This window comes from Sinorhizobium sp. KGO-5 (genome assembly GCF_036245905.1).
In the GTDB taxonomy this organism is placed as follows: Bacteria; Pseudomonadota; Alphaproteobacteria; order Rhizobiales; family Rhizobiaceae; genus Sinorhizobium; species Sinorhizobium meliloti_A.
On sequence record NZ_BDIZ01000005.1, the window covers coordinates 195,107 to 213,409 of the forward strand.

An 18,303-nucleotide genomic window follows, 5' to 3' on the forward strand; every position below is an offset into this window, starting at 1 on the left:
CGATGCAAAGCAGCCATCGGATGTTTCGGCCCCCTTGGTCGGACTGGAGAAGGTTATGATTCGCGCAAAAGCGCCCATAGTTCATCTAAAGCCAAACGACTCTCGCATTATGGAGGCCGTTGTCTTTTTGGTATCCGAGGCTGACCGGCTCGGGAAGCAAGCAACTCAGTACGACATTGTGAAGTCAATCTTTCTGGCTGATCGTCGTCATCTGAACGAATACGGTAGGCCGATAACTTTCGATCGGTATGTGGCGATGGAGCATGGCCCTGTACCGTCGAACGTTTACAATTTGCTAAGGCTTGACCCGCAGGAGCACGGCTTTCCTTGGGAAAAGGTGCAGGTGGGCCCCAAGGCTTTTCAATACAAGAACGCGGGCCGTGAGTTCGACGAGGCGATTCTGGCCGAAAGCGATTGCGAAGCGCTGGCCGAATCTTTTGTAACCGTGAAGGCCCTAGGTTTCCAGCAGATACGGAAGCTTACCCACGAGGATCCGGCCTACGTTGACGCGTGGGAAGACGACAGCGAAAAGAAGTCTTTTGATATGAGCTACGTCATGCTTTATGACGTACCGGCTCTGGAAAAAGCGCATGAGCTCAAGTTTATCTCTGAGCACATCTAATGAATCCAGGCGACGTTGTAAGAGTATACGCGCCTGTTGCCGGGTATAAAAAGTTTCATTTCTGTGTATGCATCCCTGCAGACGGGGCAGCTGGCAGGTTTCTTTACCTGAACTCTGATCCGAATAATAAAGATTGCTTGGTAATCGACTGCAATCGCATACCGTTCTTGCCTGCTTCAGACACAGGCGTGACTGCTATCAGCTTTTCGATTGCTGCTCGATATACGGCTGAAAAGCTCGACCTTTACGAGGCTGAAGTCCTCGGCGTCATGCCTAGAGACGTCGTGGAAGAAATGGTTCAATTCATCGACACAGTTCGATCGATGCCAAAGCCTGACCGAACTATCGTAAAGAATGTCCTGTTGACATTGCTTTAAAGCACTCGCCCGCCCGCCACCAAGGTGGCGGGCCTATTTTTGCTTGGCTGGCGGCTCATCAAAGTTTATCGCTAATTTTGTCGTACTCTTCCTGCGCCCTTTTGAGATCTCGCTTGGCGGCTTCTATCCGACCCCGGTCTCCCGTCTGAACTACACCCCTGACGTGGTCATGTGCGTCTTGAAATCTCCGAAACGCGCTGTCCCAGTCGTCGTACAGCGGATCGTTTTCTATCGCCATATTTTCCTCGCGGCAGAATCAACAGGCTCCTCAACAAGCCGACTCCTGCTTCGCACGCTCTGCTCGCGCCTGGCAAGCCAGAGCGAACTTGCCGCCCCGGATGTCGAAACCATACGGTCGTCGCGTTTTGAGGGGCGTTGCTGCCGCCGCCATCGTCGCCAATCCCGCCACCATCACCGCGCCATGTTATACCTCGAAAGGTTCCCGCCCCTTGCGCGCCGTCACAGTTTCGCGAGAACGTCGACCTGCGGAACCGGAGTCGGCCCTTCGGTGCGATGCCTGGGAGGGTGGAGCGGAGGTGTTCGATCTAGGATCTTAAGACGAACGGTGTGGCGCGACCCGCGTCTGTTGACAACCGGCGATGGATAGTTCCGAGCAGTTGCTGTTTCGCAATAAAGCTGGGTAGAACGGTCTTCCAAATAGGGTTTCACGGATTACCAGATGGTCGATCAAAATTGGTTTCAAAATATCTCAGCCGCCACCATCCATGAGACATTGATAAATCAGACGCTCCCAGAGCGTCTATTTCACTACACTTCATCTGATGGCCTTAAGGGAATTGTTGAAAACAATTGTCTCCGTTTTGCAGACGCGATGTTCATGAACGACGGATCAGAGACCGTCCATGGGATGTATATGTTCGCGCAAGCTGTAACGCAGTTTATGGAGGGAAAGCCGGACCACGAGCTTCAAATAGTAGAGGAGCTGAAACAGCAGATTGTCGCCACCGCAAATATCATGCGACCGATTATATTTTGTATGAGTGCAGAGCAAAATCTGCTGAATCAATGGCGCGATTACGGCTCAGACGTAGTTCCCTATTCCATCGAGCTCGATACTTATGTTCTGCAAAGAGCAAATGAGTTCAGCTTTCCCGTATATTTGGCAAAAGTAATTTATGATATGGCGTTCCAGGAGTACCTCCTGAAGAAGCTAATATCGGCCATCTATCAGCGGACACAGGATATTCCCGCAAGTGCGCAAATCTCTCCGGAGCTAAAAGCACAACTGATGCAGTCTGTAGCGGCGGAAATCTTATGGCTTCTCTATCGGTTCAAAAATCCAGCCTTCGCCGCAGAGCAGGAGTGGCGCCTAATTTCACACGGGGACACCGTTCAGCGGTTCACATGGCCGCAGTTCAGGAGCAGCAAACTCGGTGTGATCCCGTATTATGAGTTCCGGCCTTCGGGTCAAGCCAAGCTGCCAATTCGCGCGGTCTGGGTCGGTCCGTCTCCGTATTCGAATGTGTCCCACATCGCATTACAGCAGTTCCTGCAGGCTAATGGGTATGGAAACGTGGCCACGAATTTCTCGACCATCCCTATCCGCCGTTAGTGCGACTGCGGCTCACCAGAAGCCGAGAACGGCTCGACACGCGCTGGTTAGGCGCCCACACCAGCGGTGGTCTATCAGACATTCAGACCTAGGCGTAGAGCTTCTGTCGGCGCAGCAGGAACTTGAATTCGATGCCGTGACCAAACCAAAGGGCTAACGTAAGGGTGTGCCCAATCACTACGGCGCTGTAGAGTACAGAGTAAAGCGGAGCGAGGCCATGCATCTGGTAAATTCCATGAAGTGCATATCCGAGCAGCAGGAGATGCGTCATCGGAGCCAATAGGAAGAGTAGATACGTTGCCTTTTCGACGAGCCACGCAAATATCTTGAATCCGCGTTGGGGTTCGAAAAGCTCGCTGTGTCGGATCGTCGTCTGGCGGTTGAATATTGTTGCTGATATTTCGTTGTAAGCCGTTGCGAATGATCTCCATTTCGGATCAAGTTTTGCTGGATCACCTATTCGATTGTGCAGCGTCCATATTAGCTGTGAATAACATAGCCAAGTCACAAAGGTCGCCGCGGAGACCCATAGCCCCACAGTGCTCAGTACGACGAGAATTTCGAGCAGCGCAGGGACTTCACTTGTGCGCACTCCTGCCACAGGGATTGTTATGTCTCTCCCCGAAAGGGCGAAGGCCAACAGTGAATCGATGATAAGCAGAGCTCTGAAGTTATTGTCGCGCTTGGCCTCGGCTTCCTTGAATCGTTCGACGAACTTTGCGAGGAGATCCTTCTCCAGATCTGCATCATTTGCCGCCTCGAGTTCCTCCTGAAAGGAGGCCGTCATTCGGTAGAGCGGCGTCGTCTTGAACGGTACTCTGTCCGACAACAAAACCTCCTGTGCTAATGGCGTGGGGCTAATCAAAGCCGACGTGCTACTTACACCCCTTCGCCTTTATCGAGCTTTCGATCGCATTGACCTTGCCCTTCGACACTGCGACCTGTCCTTCCTTGTCTCCTCCAAAGGTGCTGGATGCCGGTACACCGACCAGGAACACTCCGATCGCGTCGCCTGTTGCCGCTTGGTTTTGTTGCTTTGAAACAGCTGCAAGGTTGGCCTGCTCCCTCATCAGCTCCTGTGCCAGTCCCTGACAGCTCTGATTGCTGTACGCAGCCATTGGGATATCGACCGGCACGATTGCGTCAGGACGTTTTGCGCAGGAAGCCACAGCCAGCGCGGACGCCAGCACGATCAGACGGATTTTCATGTAATGCCCCTCAAAGAAGAAATTTAGCCCGTGCGCAACTAAGCATGGTCAGCGGCGGCAGGGAAGGGCGGATCGGCTGTTGTTCCACAGGTGGCTGCGACACGGCGACGGCAAGTAGCGCCGCTACACCTTCGACTCCACAGTCGGACACTCAAACCAGAACTCGAATAGAGGCTTCTGGAGAAGATAACCCCGATTGATCTTGCAGCCGCCGCGGCCAGTATTTACCAGGTGCTGTTGCGCGGCTGCCTCCAGCCGCGTCTCGGGCGTCATCGTGTCGGCAAGGCCAAGCGTTGCGCCCTGCGCTGCACCGATCGCCATTGTCGTGCCGAGGCTCGGAGCGGCCATCAAGGAGTTATCCGTTTTGTGATCGTAGACCCTATAGGTGTCGTCCGCCATTTTGACGTGGTGGACGGGAAACTTATACGTATTCATACGCGTCATGCTTTCGGTCGTGGCGCACGAGGACACGATCGCGGCGATGCTTGCCACGGCTAGAATTTTTCGATGCATGAGTCGCCCCTAAATTGTTGCCGTTAGGAATGTTGATCGACTTTGGGTAGTGGTTCACCGCCAGTCCTCCTGGCGCGGCGTTGAGACTTCCACATGCCCAAGTTCTCTTTCCCGTCGGGCGCTACCGCCGCGAAGCCGGCAGTGATGCCGAAATATCCGTCATAGAATTTTTTTACCAGCGGCACTGGTCTGCCGTCGTGCAGAGGGTCGATGCGCGGGAATCCCTTGCGCTCGAGTTGCGGGATAACGGTTTTTACCCACATGGATGCGCGTTCCTTGCCGACAATCGCCACGGCCAGTTCTTTGTCGGTGGCGAAGAGCGGAAGTTGGGAAAGAAGATCGATCTTCATTGGCGGCGCTTCCTCTTTTTCTGCGTGAGCCGCTGTAGCGAATGTTGGAGCCGCACATCAGACAGAAACCCCTTCACGCTAATGGCGCGTCCTCGCGAGCTCGTCGGCATTGCCCGCTGAGCCTGCCAGATATCGAGCAGGTCGCGCTCGCTGAAAAAGTACTCCCGGCCGATCATGGAGCACGCCCCCAGATCGCGGCCGAGCTTGATCATCGTCCGCCGGGATACGCGCAAACGTTCGGCTGCTTCGTCAGTTGTGTAAACGGCGTCGAGCGCTGCTGGTTCGTTCATTTTCCACCACAAAAACAGAGCAGCTTCCGACGGGCGCCGAAAGCACAAGAAAGCCCATTTCGTGGTGAGAGGCCGGGTCGCCTGCGCGGATTGGTAGACCGCGAATTGGAAGCTATTACCTTGAGTTGGCGCGGTCAAGGTTCGGCTTTCATCTCATCGAGGAAACGGCGACCGAGCTCCTCCACTGTATTAAAGTCAGCAATGATCTGGGCGTGGAAAACTGCTAGGGGTGACCCCTCGACCAGGGAATGCGCGATGATGGGTCGGAAGAACCTTAGGCCCTCTTGTTCCTTCTTCAGTGATTTATGCTTTTCGATGTTCCCATTGCACAACTCGGCCCACGACATCCGTTCTAGCTCGTAATACCAATCCTGATTTTTCGGATCGATCGAATAGGGTGGAATGTAAAGAGGAATGCGGTGGGCAAGCGAATCGCGGAATTCCTTTACATGCCTGAACCAATCCGTTCGGCTCTTAAGGTAGTCGCGGAAGGGTGGCGGGAAGGATTGCCAGACATGCCTGTACCTCTTTCCAAGTCCGACCATCTTTTGATCAAGTGCGGCGCCATCGGGCTGAGCAACGCTCTTCTCGAACACCCAAGTCCAAGTGAGGTTGTCCAGGCAGCCCGAGACGTTTGTGATGAGCGCCTGAAGCGTGATTGAAACGTCCAGCAGCGTTTCCCGCTGGGGAACACCTTCAGCATCAGGCGGGAGGTCGGAGAAAATTCTCTGGATGCATCGCGCTAGAGTACCGACTCTCCTGCCAAATCCATGTGTTCCGTATTCTCGACCACGTTCGGTCTTGTAGGGGTGGTCCACAAACTCCTCTCGCAATGCCAGGCATTTCGGCTTGATCTCTTGGTATCCTGACGCGAGCTCTTTGAGAGCTTTGTCAGTAAAGTACATCGTCGCCATCGTCTAAGACTTCGGATGCATGGCGACCCCTGGTCCCGCTGCAACGTCGCCGCCCTCCAAGAGGGTGACCCCGACCGCTTCGAGCGCAGTGCGAATTGCAACCAAGTTGTTCGCTATTGGCACCCGCTTGCCAGATTCGAAGTCGCGAAGGGTAGATGGAGACACCCCAGCCGCTTCGGCAAGATGGGGTTGCGTCCAGTTCAACAATGCTCGGGCGGCACGACACTGTGCAGGTGACATTCATTGACCTCATTAAAAAACACCAATGTCATAATTTTATGTTGACATTGATGTGATGTTAGTGTTTTTTAATGACATACCGGTTTTTCGGTAACATCGCAACACGAGGAGACAACATGACCGCGAAGATTGCAAGATTAAGACCCGTGCCGACGATCGCCTTTGAGCCTGAAGAAGGCAAAAGATTAAGATGCCAGTCCGCTGAGACTGGCAGAGAGCAGGTGCAGGGCGCTGATGACAGCCGCCCGCACCGCCCCTGGTCGCAGGACGCCCACGATCTTCAGATGAAGGCAAGGGTAGCCGTCACTTTGATCGGAGAGGTATTCAGCAACCTGAAGGCCATGGAAGATCTGCTCGAGTTCAAGCTGCGGGAAGACTCTGGCCTCGACGAACTTGCCTTCCAAATCAATGAAATCCAAAAAGCCACGGAGCGGCTGCAGCCCGCCTAAGTTTCACGCATGCCGATCTGCGGCAGCCGAGACCAAGGCTCGGCGCCGCGTCGACCCATGAAGGCGGCAACCACTTGGAGGCAGCAATGGACACGCGAGCAGGAAGGTATTTCCGGTGGCTTCTGTTCTGGCAGCAGCAAGGGCGCTGCTGCTACTGCGGCGAGCACGTGATCCTGACGTACCGGCCATACGACGCCGCGCAGCCCTATGCAGCGACACTGGAGCATCTACATCGCCGCGCTGATGGGGGCACTGGCCACTGGTCAAACCTCGCGATGGCATGCAAGCGCTGCAACAATAACCGCGGCGATCGTGATTGGCTGAGTTACGCGTCCTGGCGACGCGACGAATTCTAAGAACACAGAGCGCTACTTGCCACCACCAGCCGTCAGGCTGCCGGCTCACCAACCGGATCAACGCGCTCCCGGCGACGGTTCACACTGGCGCCAGCCCTTCGCTCATCTTGGGCGAGGGGCCTTTCCTGTGATGCGTAACCCATTCATCAGCAGTTCAGCCACCACGGTGCAATCTCATCCGCACCGAGGAGGATGCCTTCATGAATAAGTTCTTATCGGCCTTCACAGCCGCAGTTATGGCTGCGACTTTCGCTCTGCCGGCAAGCGCCGCGCCGATCTCCGTGCCTCGGCCGGATCACGTGAAGACGGGCGCAGTTGAGCAGGTCAATCATCGGCGCAATTGGCGCGACAGCCATTGGAACAGGCGGCACGCTTGGCGTTCATGCCGCTACTACGGCAGGTGCTTCCCACGCTACGACTACACCCAGAGCTACGGATATCGCGACGACTATCGCTACAACCGTCGACCGGGCGTCAATATTTACTTGAATTTCTAGCGGCTCGCCGACGTTGAGGCGAGGGGGCTGGGCTGCGGTACTGGGCAAGAGGCGAGGGCGGCTGGGTGGCGGAAGGCGATGCGGTGAGTCTCGTAGCGGAAGACGAAAAGCCTGATCCTAACGCACCAATGCGCCTCAAGGACATCATTGCAATCGCATTTCCGCAGGGAGGTATTTCGCCCGCCGGTCTCCGCCGTGAGGCAAAGCGCGGCCGGTTGAAGCTGATGCGAATCGCTGGAAAGGATCTCACGACTCTCGCTGCGATTGAGGAGATGCAGAGGCTGTGCGTAGTCCAGCCGGGTCAGAAAGAGCCGGCGCTGCATCCCGACGATCGAGGCAAGGCGGCGTTGGCTGCGGCGAGGGCGATAGCTCACGAACTGAGAACCGGCAAGCGCGGAAAGACGCGGTCACGCTAATGCACCGGCCCAGATCTCCGCTTGATATACAACAGGTTCAGCAGGTCGACGAGATCGTCGGCTTGCTCGAGCTCCAGCCCCACTTGCTCAACCTCATTCACCTCGGCCGGCATGCCGGTGAAGATGTCGAACACAGTCCACGAGCCGTCTGCTTCCTGACGGAGGTTATAGCGATTCTCTGACATGAGACGCCCCATACTCTGACAAGTTTTATTTTAGCACACGTTGTCTTCCCAAGCGGTTACCTGCGCCTCTTTTCCTTGAAGCACGACTCTGCAACACATGATGACCGTCAAACGGGGTTGTGGCATGTCGTGGGAAGCTTGGGGACCGGCACTCGTATCAAGTGGCACTGTGGCGATACTGTCGCTTGCAGGCGGATACCTTTTGAAAGCTTTCGTCGAAAAAGGTGTTCAGCATGGCTTTGACAGAGAGATCGAGAAGCTGAAGGCTGATCTTCGGACCAAGGAATTGGAAATCAAGGATCTCCGAGCCGGCGCCCTAGCCGCAATGTCGAGTCGGTACGAAGAACTTGAAAAACGCAGAATCAAAGCTGCCGAAGCGCTCTGGTCCGCAACCGTCGATCAGAGCCGATTTAGAATGGCCGTCTCTTTCGTTTCCCATCTAAACGTTGACGCAATTTTTAAAACTCTTAAGGACGATCCTGTCGAGAGCCGAAAACTCTCAGCTTTTGGCGAAACCCTTTGGAAGGTGTCCGGGGTGGAGAAGGCGTTGGCTGAAGTAAAGCCAAATGCAAGCCAAGAGCGACTTTTCGCCCCGCCGAAGGCCTGGGCTTCATTTGCGGCTCTTCGCTCTGTGTACAGCTATGCAACTGCGATTCTGACAAGCCTCAGGACTGGAGGTGTCCTCTCGCTAAAAGACATCAGCGAAACCAATGAGATCTTGAAGATCGCACTCCCGCATCAATCCTCTTTCATCGAGAAATACCCAGACTCTGCGCTATGGCACTTGATCGATGAATTGGAAGAAAAGGTTTTGTCGGAATTGTTGGCCTCGTTCGATACGTCAGAAGCCGACTTGGCGGCCGTGCAGCAAGCTTCCAAAATAATGCGCAAGGCAGCGGAGGAGAGTCAGCCGAAACTCCCCCAAGGGCTCGACGAGAGGTTTAGGGTCGATCCGCCACCCCTAAGCTGACCCGACGCCGTGGCGACTCGGTGGCGACCCACCATTCCTGGCGTATCGGAAAAGCGTCTTTAAGTGCTTGTTTTTTATGGTGAGCGCGCAGGGATTCGAACCCTGGACCTACTGATTAAAAGTCAGTTGCTCTACCGGCTGAGCTACGCGCTCCCATGCCGGGCCTGCAGGCCCGGCGGAGTGGCCGGACATATGCACGCAGGCTTTGCGCCGGTCAACCCAAAAATTGCACTAAACCATCATTATGGGTTCGAAGCGAGCGGCCCTGTGCGCGGCCGTCCCCGTCGGTGCGGCCATGGCTCGGTGCGTCAAAATGATCGCCAAAAGGTGATTGGTTTCGCTCCATACATGCGGGTAAGAAGGCGGCAAGTCGAGTGCCGGAGTTCTGATACCTTGTCGATTGCAGATATTTCCATCTGGACCGCCGTTCTGGCAGGTGCTCTGTCCTTTCTCTCGCCCTGCGTCCTGCCCCTGGTGCCGCCTTACCTGTGCTATATGGCAGGCGTTTCCGTCGACCAGTTCCGGGACGGAAATGCCGTGGCAACCGCAAGCACGCGCAGGGCCGTCCTGCCGGCGGCGCTGTTCTTCACGCTCGGCTTTGCGACGGTCTTTGTGGCGCTCGGGGCAGGCGCCTCTTCGATCGGTCTTTTGCTCAGGCAGCATCTCGATCTTCTTTCGCGCATAGGCGGGATCATCATCATCGTCATGGGACTGCATTTCCTCGGGGTCTTCCGGATCGGCCTGCTTGCCCGCGAGGCACGTTTCCAGGGTGGCAAGCCGGCGACCCTGTCTGGAGCCTATGTCATGGGTCTTGCCTTCGCCTTCGGCTGGACACCGTGTATCGGCCCGGTGCTGGGCACCATACTGGGTGTTGCCGCCGCGCGCGATACGGTCGTCGACGGCGCTGCTCTGCTGGCGATCTATTCGCTCGGGCTCGCAGTGCCGTTCTGGATCGCGGCGGGCTTTTCGAGTGCCTTCATGCGTTTTCTTTCGCGTTTTCGCCGCCATCTGGGGCTCATCGAAAAGCTGATGGGCGCTCTGCTCGTCGCCGCCGGCCTTGCTTTCCTCTTCGGTTTCGTCAGTTCCGTCGCGATCTGGTTCCAGCAGACCTTCCCAATTCTCTCCCAAATCGGCTAAGCACGCCCAGCTACAGCTTCCGGGCGGAAAACGTCACCCACTTTTCCCGGACGCGCTGAGTCTTCGAACAACGCACTTCCGGACGGAAAACCGCTACGCACTTTTCCTGGAAGCGCTGAGTCTTTAAACAACGCACTTCCGGACGGAAAACCGCTACACACTTTTCCTGGAAGCGCTCCAGCAGCGGCGAGGGAGATCATGGCGGAAATCACGGGTCTGGTGCTGCCGTTCTTCGGCCTCATCTTTCTCGGCTACCTGACGGCGCGCCTCGTCGACCATCCGGGCGAGGCGATGGGCTGGCTGAACACGTTCATCGTCTACCTGGCGCTGCCGGCGCTCTTCTTCAAGCTGGTATCGCGCACGCCGGTGGAGGAGCTTACCCGTGCCGATTTCATCCTGACCAGCGTAGGCACGACCTATGTCGTCTTTGCTCTGATTTTCGCCATAGGGCTGTTCCTTCGCCGCAATACGGTTGCCGAGGCGACGATGCAGGGCTTCGCCGGTGCTTATGGCAATATCGGCTACATGGGCCCCGGCCTGGCGCTGCTGGCTCTCGGGGAGACGGCGGCCGTTCCGGTGGCGCTGATTTTCTGCTTCGAGAATGCAGCGCATTTCACCGTCGCTCCGGCGCTGATGGCGGCTGCGGGAGGCAGCAAGCAGAAGCCTGCAGTCCTCGCGCTCGGCATTGCGCGCCGGATAGCCTTTCATCCATTCATCCTGTCGACCTTTGCCGGCGTCGCCGCGGCTTTTCTCTCTTTCGAAGCCCCGCTGCCGCTGCAGCGGCTGATAGACTACCTGGCGCAAGCGGCGGCGCCTTGCGCCCTGTTTGCGATGGGGGTCACGCTTGCGCTGCGCCCGCTTAAGCGTATTCCCGCGGAGATCGGTTACATCGTTCCGGCAAAGCTCGTGCTTCATCCGGTGCTCATGTATCTGGCGCTCAGCCTTGGCGGTGCCTACGATCCCATCTGGGTACAGACGGCAGTGCTGCTCGCTTCGCTGCCGACCGCAACCAATGTGTTCGTGATCGGCCAACAATACGGCGTCTGGCAGGAGCGGGCATCGGCGACGATCCTCATCACGACGCTGCTCTCGGTCGCGACGGTCACCGGGCTGCTATACCTCATACGCTCAGGCGCTCTTCCGGCGGATCTGTTCCCGTAAACCCTCCTTGAACGCCTGCAGCGCGCTGCCGGGGTGAATTCCCTCGCGCATCAAAAGTCCGCGCAACGGGCCTGCAGAGGAGAGGAGATGCAGGCCAGCCGCACGCAAGGCCTGCACCGGCAGGAAATTCGAGAGCAGCGAACGGTTGAGCAGGTCGACGCTCGCCGTGCGGCTGAGAATGTCGGCGCGCCGCCGGCCATCGAAGCGGTCGCCTGTGTCTGCCGGCAGGCGGCTGCCCGTTGGCCGGCCGACGAGATCGACAAGGGTCATGATGTCGCGAAGACTGAGGTTCAGCCCTTGGGCCCCGATCGGTGGAAAGGCATGGGCGGCTTCGCCGACGAGCAGGACGCGACCCTTGCCGAAACGACGGGCAGAAAGGCCGGAAAGCGGAAATGATTGCGGCATTCCCTCTGTCGTGACCTTGCCGAGAATCGACTGCATTCGATCCTCGATCGTGCGCGAGAGGATATCCGGTGCAAGCGTCAGCATCTCCTCGGCATCGCGAGGCTTCCGGACCCAGACGAGGCTCGAGCGATTGCCGGGAAGCGGCACCTGCGTAAACGGACCGCTTTCCGTATGGAACTCGGTCGAAACGTCCTGATGCGGCAGTTCATGGCTGAAATTCAGGACGATAGCAGCCTGGGGATAGGACCAGGTGCGAACGCCGATCCCGGCCGCCTCCCGCACGGCCGAGCGTCGCCCGTCGGCGCCGACCACCAGATCGGCAGTGATCGAGCGGCCATCGCCAAGGCCGATCCGAATCTCTGCGCCGTCGATGTCGATTCTCGTTGCCGCGGCGGTCGCACGCTCGAGCGTCGGCAGTTCCGCTTCGTGCCTTTCCACAATCTCGAGGAAGGGCGCGTTCGGAATGTTGTAGCCGAAAGCCTCGAGGCCTACTTCGGAGGCGCGGAAATTGACCGGGGGCGCCCGAAAAAGCCGCCTGGTCCCGTCGAGGATGTGAATGGCGACCAGTGGTGCCGTCAGCGGCTCGACCTCATCCCAAAGATCGAGCTTCCTCAAATATTCGATCGACTGGTCCATGAGCGCGGTGGTGCGGCCGTCGGCGATGGCAGGCCGCGGGCCGACGAGCGCAACACGGTGACCTTCGCGTGCAAGAGCGATGGCCGCCAACGAGCCGGCAAGCCCCGCGCCGATTATTGCGATGTCATAGTGATCCATGGCCGACAGGCCCTCCCGTGCGGTTGCCCGCGTTCGTCTCGATATTGCAGCCTGAAGTGCCCGCGTTCATCCGAAGTCCTTCAGCGTGCTGTTCGTGCCCACAGCTTCGGGCGACATGCTTTAGTTCTAGCCGCTTACCCCATTGAAATAAATGGGCAGAATCACCGCAGGGGCATGCGCCGCATGTCCACAGGACAATACCGCCTCAAAGCGGCGAACGGTTGGAATTTGCTGGCGATGCTCGGCAAACGGTGCATATTACGGCCAAAGTGGTGCCGGTGCTGAAATAGCGGCTGACTGGCGGCGCAGAGGGACCGGGACAAGGGACAGGGCAGCTTCGCACATGAAGTTCTTCAATTACAGACGCGTTCCTTACGCGGAAATCCGCGCCTTTTCCGTGCATATCCTTACAGCGTCCGGATCGTTCCTGGCCTTTCTCGGCGTCGTCGCTGCGGCAGAGCACCGCTTCGTCGACATGTTCTGGTGGCTCGGTCTGGCCTTGCTCGTCGACGGCATCGACGGGCCGATCGCCCGCAAGGTCCAGGTCAAGGAGGTGCTGCCCAACTGGTCCGGCGATACGCTCGACAACGTCATCGACTACGTGACCTATGTGCTGCTGCCGGCCTTCGCGCTCTACCAGAGCGGCATGATCGGCGAACCCTGGTCGTTCGTGGCCGCCGGAGCGATCGTGGTTTCGAGCGCTATCTACTATGCGGATATGGGGATGAAGACGGATGAGTATTTCTTCTCCGGATTTCCGGTCGTCTGGAACATGGTCGTCTTCACCCTTTTTGTGATCCAGGCGAGCGAAGTCACTGCATCGATTGTCGTCTTCCTCTCCGTGATTTTGACGTTCCTGCCCATCAACTTCCTGCATCCGGTGCGTGTGAAAAGGCTGAGGCCGCTCAATCTCGGCGTCTTTCTCATCTGGTCGGTGCTCGGCATGTATGCCTTGCTCCTGCATTTCAAGACCCCGCCCTGGGTTGTGGTGGGCGTCGTGGCAACCGGGCTTTACCTCTACGTCATCGGTTTCATACTGCAGATATTCCCGAAACTCGGGCGTGCCTGAGCGCGATCGGTCAGGCTCGGCCCGAAATCATCGCAATCGATTAGGAGTTGGACATGGCACAGGCGATCGTCGTTCGCGAACTTGGCGGACCGGAAGTTCTGAAGATGGAGGGCGTGACGCTTGCGGCGCCCGGACCCGGCGAAGTGCAGATCCGGCAGGTGGCGATCGGCCTCAACTTCATCGACGTCTATTTTCGCACCGGCCTTTACAAGTCGGCGACCGGACTTCCCTTCGTTCCGGGCAAGGAAGGCGCCGGGGTAGTGACTGCGGTGGGCGATGGGGTCAGCATGTTTTCGGTCGGCGACCGCGTCGCCTATGCATCCGCTGACGGCGCCTATGCCAGCGAGCGCAACGTAGACGCCTCGCAACTCTTGAAGGTGCCGGACGGAATCAGCCTGGAGACGGCGGCTGCGATGATGCTCAAGGGCATGACCGCGCAATACCTTCTCAACCAGACCTTCAAGGTAGGCCCGGAGACGACCTTGCTCTTTCACGCCGCCGCCGGCGGCGTCGGGCTCATTGCGGGGCAGTGGGCCAAGGCACTTGGTGCGACGGTGATCGGAACAGCCGGATCGCAGGAGAAGATCGATCTGGCTCTTGCCCATGGTTACGACCACGTCATCAACTACCGCACGGACAATTTCGTGGAGCGCGTCAAGGACTTGACCGGCGGGCGCGGCGTCGATGTCGTCTACGATTCCGTTGGGCGCGACACCTATCCGGCCTCGCTCGACTGCCTGAAGCCGCGCGGCCTCTGGGCCAGTTTCGGCAATTCCTCCGGGCCGGTGGATGCTTTCAACATCGGTATCCTGGCGCAGAAGGGCGCGCTCTATGCGACGCGCCCGACGCTCTTCACGTATGTCGCGACCCGGCCGGCCCTGGAGGCATGTGCAAATTCCCTGTTTGATGTTGTGCAAAGCAACAAAGTGCGTATCAATATCAATCAGACCTATCCGCTCGCCGAAGCCGGTCGGGCGCATACGGATCTCGAAACAAGAAAAACAAGTGGAACGACATTGCTGATTCCCTGACAGAGGCCTTACGGCGCCGGCGTCTTATCGGACGCGAAGGTCGCCGTAGTCTTCACGTGGCTGCAGGTTCTTGTCGATTGATCGGGTACGATCAAAGGAACGTGCAGTATGGCGAGCGGGGATCGAAGAGGGGAAGAGGGCAGCGTGCCTGAAAAGGGACAAACCGCGAGCGGCCCGCTGCTGGCCGTTCGCAACCTTACGAAATTGTTCGGCTCGTTCGCGGCCTGCAATGCAATCGATCTGCAGATAGAACCCGGAGAAATCCAAGCGCTGCTCGGCGAGAACGGCGCGGGAAAGTCGACGCTGGTGAAGATGCTGTTCGGCGTGCTCGCGCCGAGCGCCGGCGAGATCATGTGGCAGGGGTCGAATGTTCGCATCGGCAGCCCGAGCGACGCCCGCCGGCTCGGCATAGGCATGGTCTTTCAGCATTTCTCTCTGTTCGAGGCGCTGACAGTCGCCGAGAATATCGCCCTTTCAATGGACAGGTCGGTTTCGCTTGCCCGGGTTGCCGAGGAAGCGTCACGGCTGTCGCGCATCTATGGCCTGCCGCTCGATCCGAAGGCGCACGTCGCCGATCTCTCGGTCGGAGAAAGGCAGCGGATCGAAATCGTCCGGGCTCTCCTGCAGAACCCGCAGCTCATCATCCTCGACGAACCGACTTCGGTGCTGACGCCCCAGGAAGCGGACCGCCTTTTCGAGACGCTGCAGAAATTGCGATCGGAGGGGCGTTCCGTCCTTTATATCAGCCATCGTCTCGAGGAAGTGCAGCGCATCTGCGACCGCGCGACGGTGCTGAGACACGGCAAGGTAACCGGCGCCTGCGATCCGCGCGCGGAAACGCCCGCCTCTCTTGCACGCATGATGGTAGGCAGCGACGTTGCCGTCGTGACGCCGGAGGGAACGAGCACCAGAGGCGACGTGCAGTTGGAGGCGCGGCATCTTTCCGTCGCGGCGCGCACGCCCTTTGCGGTCTCCTTGAAGAACATCTGTCTCAAGGTCAGGGCAGGCGAGGTGCTCGCGATCGCCGGTGTGGCCGGCAACGGGCAGAGCGAGCTCTTCGATGCGCTTTCGGGCGAATATCCGGTCGCCGACGACAATGCCATCCAGATCCGCCAGCGGCCGGTGGGGACCAGGAACATCAATGCCCGCCGTCTGATGGGCGCCGGTTTCGTGCCGGAGGAGCGCCATGGGCACGCCGCGGTCTCGGCGCTGTCGCTCTCCGACAATCTCGTGCTCGCGCGCAACCAATCGGATCGACGGGCTTTTCTCGGCGGCGGCGCACTGAAGATCATCCGCCACGGCGCCGTCCAGGCGGCGACGAAGCGGATTGCCGAGGCGATGGACGTGCGCAAGAGCGGCGAGGATCCGCCGGCCGGATCACTCTCCGGCGGCAATCTGCAGAAGTTTATCGTCGGACGGGAACTCGACCGTCAGCCGGCCGTGCTCGTCGTCAACCAGCCCACTTGGGGCGTCGACGCCGGAGCGGCGAGCCGTATCCGTCAGGCCCTGGTCGATCTCGCAAAAGCGGGATCCGCTGTCCTTGTCATCAGTCAGGACCTCGATGAAATATTCGAAGTGGCGACCGAGATTGCCGTCATAAGCGACGGGCGTCTCTCCGATCCCTATCCGGCCCGTGAACTTTCGCGCGAAAAGATCGGCCTGTTGATGGGCGGCATGTATGGCCGATCGGAAGGCCGGGCGGAAGGTACGGGAGCAGCGCATGCGCATTGAACTCGAAAAGCGCGCGAAGGCCTCGACGCTGTTTTCCATCCTCTCGCCGTTCATCGCTTTTGCGCTGACCATCATCTTCGGCGGCGTGATGTTCGCATTGCTCGGCAAGAATCCGGCGACCGCGCTCTACAGCTTCTTCGTGGAGCCGCTGAGCGAGGTCTGGTCGCTGCATGAACTCGCGATCAAGGCGGCGCCACTGGTCCTGATCGGCGTCGGGCTCTCCGTCTGCTTCCGCTCCAACAACTGGAACATCGGCGCAGAAGGGCAGTTCATCATGGGCGCAATCGCCGGCTCGGCCCTCCCGGTACTCTTCTACGATTGGCAGTCGCCGTTGATATTGCCGCTGATGATGCTTCTCGGCATGCTCGGTGGAGCGCTCTTCGCCGCGATACCGGCCTTCCTGAAGGCGCATATGAATACGAACGAGATCTTGACGAGTCTGATGCTGGTCTATGTGGCCCAGCTCTTTCTCGACTGGCTCGTGCGTGGCCCTTGGCGCAACCCTCAAGGTATGAACTTCCCGGAAACGCGAACGTTCGGCGCGGACGCTGTCCTTCCCGAAATGCTCGCCTCGGGGCGTACGCATTGGGGTTTTGCCTTCGCGATCATCGCGGCGGTGCTGGTGTGGTTCATGATGCGCTATACGTTGAAGGGATTCGAAATCACCGTTCTCGGCCAATCCGAGCGGGCAGGGCGCTTTGCCGGCTTTTCCTCGCGCAGGATGATCTGGTTCTCGATGCTGTTTTCCGGCGCGCTGGCGGGGCTCGCCGGCATTTCGGAAGTGAGCGGAGCCATGCAGCAGCTGCGTCCGGTGATCTCGCCCGGTTACGGCTTCACCGCCATCATCGTCGCGTTCCTCGGCCGGCTCAATCCGCTCGGAATCGTGGCCGCCGGTCTCGTCCTGGCGTTGACTTATCTCGGCGGCGAGGCCGCGCAGCTTTCGATCGGCGTATCCGACAAGGTGACGCGCGTCTTCCAGGGGCTGCTGCTGTTCTTCGTGCTGTCGTGCGACGCGCTCATTCACTATCGCATCAGGCTGGTGTGGGATCGCTTCGCAGCGGTCAAGACGGAAGAGGCGCACTGATGGGCATAGTCGAAGCAATCCTCTTAAGCGTCATCACGGCTGCGACGCCACTGGTCCTCGCCGCCCTGGGCGAGCTCGTCGCCGAACGGTCCGGCGTGCTCAACCTCGGCGTCGAAGGCATGCTGATCATGGGAGCTGTCTGCGCCTTCGCGGCGACGCAGCTCAGCGGCTCGCCCTATGTGGGAATTCTTGCCGGCATCGCTGCCGGCGCCGTGTTTTCGCTGCTGTTCGGCTTCCTGACGCTGACGCTCGTTGCCAACCAGGTAGCGACCGGCCTGGCGCTCACGCTCCTCGGGCTCGGCGTTTCCGGGATGGTCGGAGAAAGTTTTCTCGGGATGCAGGGTATCAAGCTGCAGCCGATCGCAGTTCCGCTCCTGTCGAAGATACCGGTCGTCGGACCGCTTTTGTTTCGGCAGGACGCCATATTCTATGCGTCGGTCGCGATCGTGGTGGGCGTCCATCTGTTTCTGTTCCGGAGCCGTGCGGGTTTGAAGTTGCGGGCGGTGGGCGACAGCCACGCCTCGGCCCACGCCCTCGGCGTGAACGTCATTCGCACACGCTACCTGGCCGTTCTGTTCGGCGGCGCCTGCGCCGGACTTGCCGGCGCGCAATTGTCGCTCGTCTACACGCCTCAATGGGTGGAGAACATGTCGGCCGGCCGCGGCTGGATCGCGCTGGCATTGGTGGTTTTTGCCTCCTGGCGGCCCTGGCGCGTGGTCGCCGGAGGATATCTCTTCGGAGCCGTCTCGATAAGCCAGCTTCATGCGCAGGCTTTCGGCATCGGCATTCCGTCGCAGTTCCTCACTGCGCTTCCCTATCTCGCAACGATTGTCGTACTCATTCTCATATCGCATAACCGGCGTATGACCCTGATCAATACGCCGGCATCGCTCGGCAAGCCGTTTGTGCCGGACCGGTGAAGAACAACAGCCAGACGGACATTTCTCAAAC

General features: G+C 58.6%; 22 protein-coding genes and 1 tRNA gene. 13 read left to right on the top strand and 10 right to left on the bottom strand.

Going from position 1 to position 18,303, the window contains the following annotated elements; all coding sequences use genetic code 11:
• The first annotated feature begins 55 nt into the window (after window positions 1–55).
• Both BHD07_RS21495 and BHD07_RS21500 read left to right on the top strand, forming a co-directional pair.
• Window positions 56–622 (top strand): Panacea domain-containing protein, encoded by a 567-nt coding sequence (locus tag BHD07_RS21495; protein WP_338283007.1) that lies wholly within the window; start codon window positions 56–58, stop codon window positions 620–622.
• 1,056 nt (window positions 623–1,678) lie between these two features.
• Complete coding sequence (locus BHD07_RS21500) at window positions 1,679–2,572, top strand: DUF2971 domain-containing protein (protein WP_338283008.1); 894 nt, start codon at window positions 1,679–1,681, stop codon at window positions 2,570–2,572.
• Window positions 2,573–2,660: 88 nt separating this feature from the next.
• Here BHD07_RS21500 and BHD07_RS21505 read toward each other — a convergent pair whose 3' ends face one another.
• From BHD07_RS21505 to BHD07_RS21535, 7 genes are all read right to left on the bottom strand, one after another.
• Complete coding sequence (locus BHD07_RS21505; RefSeq protein ID WP_338283009.1) at window positions 2,661–3,401, bottom strand: hypothetical protein; 741 nt, start codon at window positions 3,399–3,401, stop codon at window positions 2,661–2,663.
• A 46-nt stretch (window positions 3,402–3,447) separates the two neighbouring features.
• Window positions 3,448–3,780: a hypothetical protein gene (locus BHD07_RS21510; RefSeq protein ID WP_338283010.1), complete on the bottom strand. Its 333-nt coding sequence runs from the start codon at window positions 3,778–3,780 to the stop codon at window positions 3,448–3,450.
• Between the two features lie 123 nt (window positions 3,781–3,903).
• Entirely contained in the window at window positions 3,904–4,293 is a 390-nt protein-coding gene (locus BHD07_RS21515; RefSeq protein ID WP_338283012.1) for a hypothetical protein, read from the bottom strand.
• A gap of 23 nt (window positions 4,294–4,316) precedes the next feature.
• Window positions 4,317–4,643 carry a hypothetical protein gene (locus BHD07_RS21520; protein WP_338283013.1) on the bottom strand — a complete coding sequence of 109 codons (327 nt, stop codon included), beginning with the start codon at window positions 4,641–4,643 and terminating at the stop codon, window positions 4,317–4,319.
• On the bottom strand, window positions 4,640–4,933 hold the full coding sequence (locus BHD07_RS21525; RefSeq protein WP_338283014.1) for a helix-turn-helix domain-containing protein: 294 nt from the start codon (window positions 4,931–4,933) through the stop codon (window positions 4,640–4,642). Before BHD07_RS21525 ends, BHD07_RS21520 begins: the two co-directional genes overlap by 4 nt.
• A gap of 134 nt (window positions 4,934–5,067) precedes the next feature.
• Window positions 5,068–5,847 carry a hypothetical protein gene (locus BHD07_RS21530; RefSeq protein ID WP_338283015.1) on the bottom strand — a complete coding sequence of 260 codons (780 nt, stop codon included), beginning with the start codon at window positions 5,845–5,847 and terminating at the stop codon, window positions 5,068–5,070.
• A gap of 3 nt (window positions 5,848–5,850) precedes the next feature.
• Window positions 5,851–6,087: a helix-turn-helix domain-containing protein gene (locus BHD07_RS21535; RefSeq protein WP_338283016.1), complete on the bottom strand. Its 237-nt coding sequence runs from the start codon at window positions 6,085–6,087 to the stop codon at window positions 5,851–5,853.
• A 116-nt stretch (window positions 6,088–6,203) separates the two neighbouring features.
• Between BHD07_RS21535 and BHD07_RS21540 the strand changes: the two genes are divergently transcribed.
• The 3 genes from BHD07_RS21540 to BHD07_RS21550 all read left to right on the top strand — a co-directional run bounded on the left by BHD07_RS21540 (window position 6,204) and on the right by BHD07_RS21550 (window position 7,389).
• Complete coding sequence (locus BHD07_RS21540) at window positions 6,204–6,536, top strand: hypothetical protein (protein ID WP_338283017.1); 333 nt, start codon at window positions 6,204–6,206, stop codon at window positions 6,534–6,536.
• Between the two features lie 86 nt (window positions 6,537–6,622).
• Window positions 6,623–6,892 (top strand): HNH endonuclease, encoded by a 270-nt coding sequence (locus BHD07_RS21545; protein WP_338283018.1) that lies wholly within the window; start codon window positions 6,623–6,625, stop codon window positions 6,890–6,892.
• Window positions 6,893–7,092: 200 nt separating this feature from the next.
• Entirely contained in the window at window positions 7,093–7,389 is a 297-nt protein-coding gene (locus BHD07_RS21550; RefSeq protein WP_338283019.1) for a hypothetical protein, read from the top strand.
• 412 nt (window positions 7,390–7,801) lie between these two features.
• Here the strand turns inward: BHD07_RS21550 and BHD07_RS21555 are convergent, their stop codons facing one another.
• Window positions 7,802–7,990, bottom strand: coding sequence for a hypothetical protein (locus BHD07_RS21555; RefSeq protein ID WP_338283021.1), 189 nt, complete (start codon window positions 7,988–7,990; stop codon window positions 7,802–7,804).
• A 97-nt stretch (window positions 7,991–8,087) separates the two neighbouring features.
• Here BHD07_RS21555 and BHD07_RS21560 point away from each other — a divergent pair, with 97 nt between their 5' ends.
• Entirely contained in the window at window positions 8,088–8,960 is an 873-nt protein-coding gene (locus BHD07_RS21560) for a hypothetical protein (RefSeq protein ID WP_338283022.1), read from the top strand.
• A 77-nt stretch (window positions 8,961–9,037) separates the two neighbouring features.
• On the opposite strand, the gene BHD07_RS21565 is transcribed toward BHD07_RS21560, so the two are convergent.
• A tRNA-Lys gene (locus BHD07_RS21565) sits at window positions 9,038–9,113 on the bottom strand.
• 240 nt (window positions 9,114–9,353) lie between these two features.
• Between BHD07_RS21565 and BHD07_RS21570 the strand changes: the two genes are divergently transcribed.
• Window positions 9,354–10,097 (top strand): cytochrome c biogenesis CcdA family protein, encoded by a 744-nt coding sequence (locus BHD07_RS21570; RefSeq protein ID WP_338283023.1) that lies wholly within the window; start codon window positions 9,354–9,356, stop codon window positions 10,095–10,097.
• A 198-nt stretch (window positions 10,098–10,295) separates the two neighbouring features.
• Window positions 10,296–11,258, top strand: coding sequence for an AEC family transporter (locus BHD07_RS21575; protein WP_127709956.1), 963 nt, complete (start codon window positions 10,296–10,298; stop codon window positions 11,256–11,258).
• On the opposite strand, the gene BHD07_RS21580 is transcribed toward BHD07_RS21575, so the two are convergent.
• Window positions 11,226–12,437, bottom strand: a complete 1,212-nt coding sequence (locus BHD07_RS21580; protein WP_338283025.1) for a UbiH/UbiF family hydroxylase — start codon at window positions 12,435–12,437, stop codon at window positions 11,226–11,228. The genes BHD07_RS21575 and BHD07_RS21580 overlap by 33 nt on opposite strands.
• A 343-nt stretch (window positions 12,438–12,780) precedes the next feature.
• Here BHD07_RS21580 and pcsA point away from each other — a divergent pair, with 343 nt between their 5' ends.
• The 5 genes from pcsA to BHD07_RS21605 all read left to right on the top strand — a co-directional run bounded on the left by pcsA (window position 12,781) and on the right by BHD07_RS21605 (window position 18,272).
• Entirely contained in the window at window positions 12,781–13,506 is a 726-nt protein-coding gene (pcsA, locus tag BHD07_RS21585; RefSeq protein WP_100673211.1) for a phosphatidylcholine synthase, read from the top strand.
• 53 nt (window positions 13,507–13,559) lie between these two features.
• Entirely contained in the window at window positions 13,560–14,537 is a 978-nt protein-coding gene (locus BHD07_RS21590) for a quinone oxidoreductase family protein (RefSeq protein ID WP_100673212.1), read from the top strand.
• A 144-nt stretch (window positions 14,538–14,681) separates the two neighbouring features.
• On the top strand, window positions 14,682–16,268 hold the full coding sequence (locus tag BHD07_RS21595) for an ABC transporter ATP-binding protein (protein WP_338283026.1): 1,587 nt from the start codon (window positions 14,682–14,684) through the stop codon (window positions 16,266–16,268).
• On the top strand, window positions 16,258–17,352 hold the full coding sequence (locus tag BHD07_RS21600) for an ABC transporter permease (RefSeq protein WP_338283027.1): 1,095 nt from the start codon (window positions 16,258–16,260) through the stop codon (window positions 17,350–17,352). Before BHD07_RS21595 ends, BHD07_RS21600 begins: the two co-directional genes overlap by 11 nt.
• Window positions 17,352–18,272 carry an ABC transporter permease gene (locus BHD07_RS21605; RefSeq protein ID WP_338283028.1) on the top strand — a complete coding sequence of 307 codons (921 nt, stop codon included), beginning with the start codon at window positions 17,352–17,354 and terminating at the stop codon, window positions 18,270–18,272. The genes BHD07_RS21600 and BHD07_RS21605 overlap by 1 nt, the downstream gene beginning before the upstream one ends.
• The last annotated feature ends 31 nt before the right edge of the window (window positions 18,273–18,303 follow it).